The sequence below is a fragment of the Polaromonas sp. UBA4122 genome (assembly GCA_002381615.1).
GTDB lineage: Bacteria > Pseudomonadota > Gammaproteobacteria > Burkholderiales > Burkholderiaceae_C > Polaromonas.
Genome location: DFWY01000060.1, coordinates 1 through 8,966, shown reverse-complemented (window position 1 = coordinate 8,966; position 8,966 = coordinate 1). Strand labels below are relative to the sequence as shown.

General features: G+C 59.8%; 9 protein-coding genes and 1 pseudogene. 7 read left to right on the top strand and 3 right to left on the bottom strand.

Annotated elements, in window-relative coordinates:
• The 6 genes and pseudogenes from B3F77_RS07730 to dcd all read left to right on the top strand — a co-directional run.
• A pseudogene (locus B3F77_RS07730) lies at window positions 1–97 on the top strand (DDE-type integrase/transposase/recombinase); the annotation flags it as partial.
• Between the two features lie 51 nt (window positions 98–148).
• Entirely contained in the window at window positions 149–1,414 is a 1,266-nt protein-coding gene (locus B3F77_RS07725; protein WP_293604399.1) for a YbfB/YjiJ family MFS transporter, read from the top strand.
• Window positions 1,415–1,487: 73 nt separating this feature from the next.
• Complete coding sequence (locus B3F77_RS07720) at window positions 1,488–2,591, top strand: BMP family ABC transporter substrate-binding protein (RefSeq protein ID WP_293604398.1); 1,104 nt, start codon at window positions 1,488–1,490, stop codon at window positions 2,589–2,591.
• 14 nt (window positions 2,592–2,605) lie between these two features.
• Complete coding sequence (gene queE, locus B3F77_RS07715) at window positions 2,606–3,241, top strand: 7-carboxy-7-deazaguanine synthase (protein ID WP_293604397.1); 636 nt, start codon at window positions 2,606–2,608, stop codon at window positions 3,239–3,241.
• Entirely contained in the window at window positions 3,238–3,600 is a 363-nt protein-coding gene (locus B3F77_RS07710) for a 6-pyruvoyl trahydropterin synthase family protein (RefSeq protein WP_293604396.1), read from the top strand. Before queE ends, B3F77_RS07710 begins: the two co-directional genes overlap by 4 nt.
• A 303-nt stretch (window positions 3,601–3,903) precedes the next feature.
• Window positions 3,904–4,470, top strand: a complete 567-nt coding sequence (dcd, locus tag B3F77_RS07705; protein ID WP_293604395.1) for a dCTP deaminase — start codon at window positions 3,904–3,906, stop codon at window positions 4,468–4,470.
• 193 nt (window positions 4,471–4,663) lie between these two features.
• Here dcd and B3F77_RS07700 read toward each other — a convergent pair whose 3' ends face one another.
• Complete coding sequence (locus B3F77_RS07700; protein WP_293604394.1) at window positions 4,664–5,308, bottom strand: c-type cytochrome; 645 nt, start codon at window positions 5,306–5,308, stop codon at window positions 4,664–4,666.
• Window positions 5,309–5,357: 49 nt separating this feature from the next.
• Entirely contained in the window at window positions 5,358–6,842 is a 1,485-nt protein-coding gene (locus B3F77_RS07695; protein WP_293604393.1) for a cytochrome C, read from the bottom strand.
• Between the two features lie 153 nt (window positions 6,843–6,995).
• On the opposite strand from B3F77_RS07695, the gene B3F77_RS07690 reads away from it, so the two are divergent.
• Window positions 6,996–7,139, top strand: coding sequence for a hypothetical protein (locus B3F77_RS07690; protein ID WP_293604392.1), 144 nt, complete (start codon window positions 6,996–6,998; stop codon window positions 7,137–7,139).
• Window positions 7,140–7,313: 174 nt separating this feature from the next.
• On the opposite strand, the gene B3F77_RS07685 is transcribed toward B3F77_RS07690, so the two are convergent.
• Entirely contained in the window at window positions 7,314–8,684 is a 1,371-nt protein-coding gene (locus B3F77_RS07685; protein ID WP_293604391.1) for a 4Fe-4S binding protein, read from the bottom strand.
• Window positions 8,685–8,966 lie beyond the last annotated feature (282 nt).

The window sequence follows — 8,966 nt, the reverse complement described above, 5'->3', positions numbered from 1 at the left end:
GTATCTGTGCCGTGCCGTTGGCAAGGAAGGTAAAACGACCGACTTCCTGCTGACGGCAAAGCGCGACAAGGCAGCAGCCAGGGGTTTTTTAACAAAGCCATGCTGCCTATCATTGAAGGCAAATGAGTAGAAGTGGGTGCTGCACTTGATGGCTAAAGAAACACAGCGCGAGCGCTTGTCTGCATCGCCCGGCCCATGGGCCATCGCGCTGGCCGGGCTGGTCTCACTGGCCGTGGCCGTGGGCATAGGACGCTTTGCCTTCACGCCGTTGCTGCCCATGATGCTGAACGACGGCGTGGTCGATCTGCCGGCGGCCAGCTGGCTGGCCAGCGCCAACTACCTGGGTTACATGCTGGGCGCCATGCTCTGCACGCTGCAGCCCTGGCTGTGGGCCCGGTTCAAATGGCTGCCTCTGCTGGCTTACTCATCGCTAGTGCGCGCCGGGCTGGTGGCCACGGGGGTGTTGACGCTCGCCATAGGATGGCAGTTTCCTGCCGCGTGGCCGGTGCTGCGCTTTGCCGCAGGCGTGACCAGCGCGGTGGTGTTTGTCTACACGTCGGGCTGGTGCCTGTCTCACCTTGCAAAGCTCGGCGTACCGGCGCTGGGCGGCGTGATTTATGCCGGACCGGGCGCGGGCATTGTCGTGAGCGGCCTGTTTGCCAGCGGCATGGTGGCCTGGCACTGGAGCGCTGCGACGGGCTGGCTGATTTTTGGTGCGCTGGCGTTTGTTCTCACCAGCGCGGTATGGCACATCCTGCGGGGCGGTGACGAGCGCCTGGCTGCGCGGGTTCCTTGGGTCGGGCGGTCTAGCCCCGAATTGGGCGCTGCGCCGCTGAATCACGGCCGCACCGAAATGACGCTGTTAACCCTGGCCTACGGACTGGCTGGATTTGGCTACATCATCACCGCCACCTTTCTGCCGGTGATTGCCCGGGCAGCGCTGCCCGGCTCCGCATGGCTGGACCTGTTCTGGCCCATCTTCGGCCTGGGGGTGATGGTGGGCGCGCTGCTGGCCACACGCCTTCGGGCTGGCCGCGATTTTCGTGTCCTGCTGGCCGCTTGCTACTTCATGCAGGCGCTCGGCATTGCGGCCAGCCTCTGGAGCCCCAGCCTGGCCGGGTTTGCCATGGGCAGCCTGCTGCTGGGCATGCCCTTCACCGCGATTACCTTTTTTGCCATGCAGGAAGTGCGCCGCCTGCGCCCTGACACGGCCGCCAGCTTCATGGGCTTGCTCACCGCCACCTACGGCGTGGGGCAGATTCTGGGCCCGCCGCTGGTGGCCTTGCTGCTCAGGCATACCCGCAGTGCCAACGAAGGTTTTACGCTGTCGCTAGAAGTCGCCGCTGGCGCGCTGTTGATCGGTGCCGCCCTGTATGGATGGATGGTCAGGACCTACCCGGTTGTGAGCCGTTAAAATAAGCTTTCATCAGCGTGCTGTCTCGGCGCGCTGGTGCTTTTGTTATTCCGGGGCCATGTAGAGGACTACCATGTATAAAAACCTCGTGACCGCTGTCGTTCCGACACTCGTGGCCGCTTGTTTCTCTCTTTCCGTTTCTCCCGCTTTCTCCCAATCTCCCGCACCGGTCAGGGCACCGCTCAAAATCGGCTTCGTCTATGTCACGCCGGTTACGGAGGCCGGCTGGGTGCGCCAGCACGAAGAAGGCCGCAAGGCCGTCGAACTCGCGCTGGGCGACAAAGTCAAAACCACCTATGTGGAAAACGTTGCCGAAGGGGCCGACGCCGAGCGCGTGATTCGCGACCTGGCCAGCCAGGGCAACCAGTTGATCTTTACGCCGAGCTTTGGCTACATGGAGCCCACGCTCAAGGTGGCCAAAGACTTCCCGAATGTGAAGTTCGAATCCATCACCGGTTACAAAACCGCGGCCAACGTGGCGGTGGCCAATGCCCGCTACTACGAAGGCCGTTACCTCGCCGGTATTGCCGCCGGCCGTCTCGCCAGCAGCGCCGGTTATGTGGCGGGCTTTCCAATTCCCGAGGTGATCCAGGGTATCAACGCCTTCACGCTGGGCATGCGCTCGGTCAACCCCAGGGCTACGGTCAAGGTGGTATGGCTGGGCGCTTGGTTTGATCCGCCGCGTGAGCGTGAAGCGGCCATGTCGCTGTTTAACCAGGGCGTCGAGGTCATCGCCTTTCACACCGGCTCCACGGCCGTGATGAGCGCGGCGCAGGAGCGCGGCAAGCTGGCGATTGCCTACCACTCGGACATGCGCAAGTTCGCGCCCGACGCGCAGGTGCTGGCCATCACCCACCAGTGGGGCAACTACTACACGCGCCGGGCGCAAGCTGTGCTCGATGGCAGTTGGAAGAACGGCGCGCTCTGGGGTGGCGTCAAGGAAGGCATGATCCGCGTCGACAGCTTTGGCCCCAAAGTGCCGAAAAAAGTGGCCGACGAAGTGCTGGCGCGCCAGCGCGACATTGCGGCCGGCAAGCTGCAACCGTTCAAGGCGCGCACCGCGATGCTGGACAACCAAGGCCGTGAAGTGCTGGCAGCCGGAAAAACGCTGAGCGACGAGCAGATTCTGGGCATGAATTTTCTGGTGCAGGGTGTGCAGGGCAAGCTGAGTAAATAGGCACTAAGAGAAGCATGAGCTACCAGGTCAAAGAGATTTTTTACACGCTGCAAGGCGAGGGCGCCAACGCGGGTCGCCCCGCCGTTTTTTGCCGGTTTGCCGGTTGCAACCTCTGGTCTGGCCGCGAGCAAGACCGGGCCAGCGCCGTTTGCCGGTTTTGTGACACGGATTTTGTCGGGACCGACGGCACGCTGGGCGGCAAGTTCCTGGACGCCGACGCGCTGGCGCGCCAGATCGAAGCGCAGTGGCCCATCGGCGACAACGCACACCGTTTTGTGGTGATGACCGGAGGCGAACCGCTGCTGCAGGTTGATAGCGCGCTGATCGAGGCGCTGCATGCGCGCGGCTTCCAGATTGCGGTCGAGACCAATGGCACGATTGCCGCGCCCGAGGGCATTGACTGGATTTGCGTCAGTCCCAAGGCGGGCGCCCCCTGGGTGCAGCGCGCCGGTGACGAACTCAAGGTGGTGTGGCCCCAGCCGGGGCTGGAACTGGCCGAACTGGAGGCTGCCTGCTTCACGCACCGCTTCCTGCAGCCCATGGACAACCCCGAGCGGCTGCGCAACACCCAGGCCTGCATCCAGCTGTGCCTGAAGCGGCCGGCCTGGCGGCTCAGCCTGCAGACCCACAAAATCACGGGCATCCGATGAACTGCGAAATCAGCCAGACCTTCTTTTTTGACGCAGCGCACACGTTGGACCGGGTCATTGACACCGAAAGCAGCAAGCGCGTGCATGGGCACACCTACAACGCCGAGGTGTTCCTGAGCGGGCTGTCCGACCCGCACACTGGCATGGTGATGGACTTGGGGCTGGTGCGGCGCGAGCTTGCGCTACTGCGCGAGCAGCTGGACCACCATCTGCTCGACGACGTTGCCGACCTGGGCCCGCCGACGCTTGAAAACCTGTGCCAGTTCATTTTCCGCAAGCTGCAGCCCCGGCTTCCGGCGCTGACGTCGGTACGGGTCTGGCGAGCCTCGATAGGCGATGGTTGCCGGGTGAACAAGTGATTCACCGACGGGCCGCTCCACGCTGAAATGGACCGCTGGGGAGCGCAGCGCACTATCCCTTGGCGTGCCTGAGCGTGTAGGAGCGCGCGTCGGCCTGCTGCGCAGCACGGTCGTCGCCGCTGGCCCAAAAAACCGCGCAGGCGGGCAGCCTGGCCAGTCCATCTACCAGAAATGTTTAGTAAAATCGGCCCATAGCCCAATAGGGAAGGGCGCAAGCAGCTATTAATTTAATAGTGAATCACCGGGCTCTATTGGGTGCGGGCGGCTTGCCTACAATCACAGGCAACTCAAGGAGCCTCCCATATGACCATCAAAAGCGACAAATGGATACGCCGCATGGCGGAAACGACCGGCATGATCGAACCCTTCGAGCCCGGCCAGATACGCGAGCGGGATGGCCACAAGATCATCAGCTACGGCACCTCAAGCTACGGTTACGACATCCGCTGCGCCCCCGAGTTCAAGGTGTTCACAAACATTCACAGCACGGTGGTGGACCCGAAAAACTTTGATGAGAAGAGCTTTGTCGATTTCCACGGCGACAGCTGCATCATCCCGCCCAACAGTTTTGCGCTGGCCCGCACGTTGGAGTACTTCCGCATTCCGCGCAACGTGCTCACCATCTGCCTGGGAAAAAGCACCTACGCCAGGTGCGGCATCATCGTCAACGTCACCCCGTTCGAGCCCGAGTGGGAAGGCTATGTGACGCTGGAGTTTTCAAATACCACGCCCCTGCCCGCCAAGATTTACGCCGGCGAAGGCTGCGCCCAGGTGCTGTTCTTTGAGAGCGATGAAGTATGCGAGACCAGCTACAAGGACAGGGGTGGCAAGTACCAGGGGCAGGTGGGTGTGACGTTGCCGAAGGCGTGATCAGGCGCTTTGATTGGCTTTCCGGGCGCCGAGTCAACGTCGCGATGCCGGATACCGATGTTGATGAGTTGCGAATGGTTGAAACCGGCCAGAACCGGACTTCGCCACTGGCGGCTTTGTGGTGGACCGTCGCACGGCCCGGTGCGCCGTTTCGCACTCCTCATCGATGTTGTGCCGCCGGCACCTGACACGGCTACCGATTGGGTAAAGCTTGCAGGTATGCGGCCAGGTCCTTGATGTCCTCTGGGGTGAGTTCATGAGCGACTGTCTTCATGACAGCGCCCAGTGGCCGTTCGTTGGTCCGCTGGAACACATTCAGCTGCTTGACTATGTAGTCGGCGTGCTGGCCCGCGATGCGCGGAAAAGTCTCGTTCCCCTGTCCTGCATCGCCATGGCACGCGAAGCAGGCAGGCACATTCTCCGCTGCCATACCGGACTTGAAAATCGTCTCGCCAGCTGGCATGTCTGACGCATTCCCTTCGATCGGTTGGCGAGCCAGTCGCTGGTTCGCATAGTAGCTAGCCAAACCGGTGATTTGCTCGTCGGTAAGACTGCGGCTCACGCCCCACATGTATTCGAAGCCCGCCGGGTCTTCCCGGCCGTGGCTCTTGAAGCCTTTGAGCTGACCAATGAGGTAGGCCTGTGGTTGAGCAGCCAGGTTCGGAAAGATCGGAGACACGGAGTTGCCCGTGATTCCGTGGCAATTGGAGCAAACCTGTTGCGCCAGCGTGACCGCTGACACGTTCGGGTTAGCCAAATCTCGCGAACGGGGCAGGTTGGTGCATCCGGTGATGAGCCCTGCGCCTAGCATGGCGAGAACGAGGTATGCGAGCTTCATTTCAATTTCCCGTATTGTTTCAAGGATGCTTGGAAGACCATGGACCGCATTAATACGCTGCCCAGATATAGAGGAATAGCGTATTGTTGTCTTGAGCGTTGCGTCCGAATCCGTCGTAGTTCTGCGATGCACCGTTGTAGCGGTTGTAAGCGGTGTATTGGGCACCGATGCGCGTGTACTGGGTCGGCATCCAGAACGTCTCGAATGTCAAGCCGCGGGTGGCAGGATTGCCTGAGAGGTTGCCGCTGACCCGCGTGGATGGTGCTGAGGCAGTGGGATCCGACGTGATGGTCAGCGTGGCGGGGTCATATCCCGCGGTCTGATTAGCCGTGTTCGTGCTGCCAGTCTGGTTGAAGAACGCAAGGCTTGCACCATACCGCGCTTGGTACACGTAGGTGAGTTTGGCACGCACAAGGTTGGTCCTGTCCTCGGCGTTGGTGTTGGCCAGGGGGTTGCCAGTGGCATCGGTAAAGGCCACAGGCTGGTTGGCCATGGCGTCGGAATAACGGGTGCGGTTGTGCGCGAAGACGAGTTGTCCGGTCACCGAATGCGGATCCAGCAAGTACTGGTACTGCGCGTCGATCTTCCAGTCCTTGGTGTGATGGGTCGTGGCGGGGTCGGACGTGTTCAGGTTGTCGTCATAGATCTGGGCCGCCATCGCGGCGGTTCCGATCATCAGGCTGTGGGCTCCCCACTCATGGTTCCATGCCAGGCGCAAATAAGGATTGATGCCTCTGAGCTTCGTGGTACTGGCGTCATCCAGGCCTGCACTCATGAATGAAAAGAGTCCTCGGGACGTGCCGTATCCACCGATCTCGGCATAGATTGACCGGTTCCAGTAAGAGTAGGCCGTGATGCCGGCGATGTTGCCACCGGCCGAATAGCTAGGATAGGGTGTGGCCCCGTCGATAAACTGGCTGCTCGTCGGGCTCGGCACCGGGACATATTGCATCCATGCTGCCGCCGTATTCCATGGATCAGAAACCGATGGATTGTTGTTGACGGATAGCCCAACGATGAGGTCTCGCTTCTCGTCGATAAACCTATCTGCATAGCGCAGGTCGATGTTGTCGGCTTGGCTATGCCCGTGGAACTGCCCATCAGCTCCCTGCGATGCATAAGGGTCGTAGGTGATTTGTGTGAAGGCGCCGATGTTGTCGGTTACCTTCCCACCTAGGAACAGGCTCCCAGTAGCGAAGATGGTCTGCCCGTTCTTCTGGAAATCGGCACTGGGGTCGTCGCTCTTGGACGTGTCGGCAACCCTGGAGTTGCTTATCGTCCCCATGATTGAGACGGGAACCGTCCGCTGGCCCATCGTAAATCCAGTCAACTTGAACATGCGGCCGTAGGGCGTGAGCTCAGGGAATTGCCCGCCGGCATGGCAGGCCATGCAGTTTTGCCCGGTCTGACGCGCAAACAGAGGAAGCGCGATGGCCGCCTGCGGCAGCGACGCGATCAATACTGTTGCAAAGATCGAAATGATCCACATGAGTTTCGAGACGCGCACGTTCGAACCGATGGTTTGATTTTTCATAGCACGATCCATTTTTCCTACGTTTTATGATTTTTTTGTGTGTGCTGCGGAAGATATCATCAGCTTTGATTAGGGTCAAGGCGCATCTTTTTCCAATGTGGTATTTGCGGGAACGGTAAGAATGGGTAGATCATTTATCACATAGTGATCGACATGGACGAATCTCGTCTACCAGCAATTTCCCAGCTCTCGGCCTTTTTGGAAGGCACCCGGGAGGTGCGGTTTGCCGTTCCAGCCAGTGACGACGAGCGCTACGCCCACATTGCCGCCGTGGCCCAACGCTTTGGTTCTGTGTGATCTTTCGGGCGGGCATCTGGCCTCTTGTAAAAACAGCGAGGCAACCGGCCAGGGTGGCCTTGACTTGCGCAACTTCGCGCCAAACCAGCCACCAGCGCTCTCCCGACTCATGATTCTGAAGCGGGCGTTCGGTGGCGCTTACGATCCACAACAGCCCGCTACGCGTTGGTCAGCTCACCAGACCCAGAGCATCAAGGCCCAGGCATAGTCAATCAATGCGAGCGCAAGACAGAACGCGGAGGTGGCGAATAGCCGCCGGCGCAACGACGGTGCATAGTGCTGACAGATACCACTGGCAAGCCAGAGTGACCATAAGGTGGCACCGGCCAACAACAAAAAGCGAACATCATTGGCCCAAAATACGGGAATTCCTTCATTTTTTAGCAGCTTAACCGTCACGGCAGACAGACCGATCAAGACGCCGCAGCCAGCGATCGGAATCAGTGCCTGGCTCAGGTGGTAAAACCGTTGCCGCTGCCACGGACCGAGCAGGCGGCTTGCCATTGCCAAGGGCAGCGCCAGACCACAGCCCATCGATAGGCCCATACCCAACAGATAGCCGATCAGCAAGCTACCATCCAGCCAGGAAAATACGGCGCGTTGATCAGGATAGTGGGTCAGCAGCCACCAAGGTGCATTTTCGTTAAACGGCCACATGATGTTGCGGTCGATCAGCCACTCGGTGACTATGTGCTTGACTTCAATAAAATGTGGATTGGCCGTCCATTGGAATGCCCCCATCGCGATACCGAGCAAACCGAACAGGATCAGCGCGGTTTGCCAACCGCTTGCCAACTGCTCGCCCAAGGTGACGACCTCGTGGTTCGCAGACCGCGTACTTAGCAAAATTGCATCGCGGTGGCCACTGCAGCGACCACACATATGGCAGTCGCTGCTACCTTCCATTTTTCGGATGGCCACCAGCGGTGCGCAATTGATCGGCCGAATGCGGATGGGGCTGTGGTAAGACGCGCGCCAAGCCGCCGCATCCACCTTGTAATGCATCGGCGCCAGCTTGCTCAGTAAACCAAATACGCCATTGACGGGGCACAGGTATTTGCACCAGACCCGTTTTTCCCGAGCATAAAGATAACCCACCACAAGAGCCGCCAACGTGGAGCTACCAAGGACCAGCAGTACGGCTTTCGGATATTGGTACACGCTGACCATCTGGCCATAAATTGTCGTGCCGGCGAAGGCCACAAAGGGCCAGCCGCCCCAACGCATCCAGCGCGGGATAGGTCGGTTACGCCCTTTGCTACTAACCCACTCCGACAGTGCGCCTTCAGGGCAGAGTACACCGCACCAAGCCCGCCCCACCAGCACCATACTCAAAAGGACAAAGGGCCAGCCAATGCCCCAGAAGACGAACTGGGAAAAAACCGTCAAATGGGTAAACACCCGCGAGGACGCATCGGGTAGCGGCAGTAGTGCAGGAACAATCAACAGCACGCCATAAAACAGCAGCACCACCCATTGCAGCAGCCGAATCCACCGGCCATGCCGTTGCAGCCAATCACCCATTGCTGTCATGGCAGGCGTCATGTGCGGACAGGCTCTTTAGCGGTGCGCAGCATCCACTGAATAGCCCGCCAGTAAGCGCTAAACACCAGGAGACTCATCAGTGTCGGACTTGCGCTATAGCCGGTAAAGGCGGACACGATTCTGCCAAAAATAGTGCTGTCATCCAACACGACGGAACGGTCCCAGACCTGTGCTCAGTTGCAACAAAGAAAACGCGCCGCAGACAAGTAGTGTTTCCAACCCCAGCACCATCGAGTTCGTCACCACCGGGATTGTCTTGGCGAACACCGAAAATATCATCTC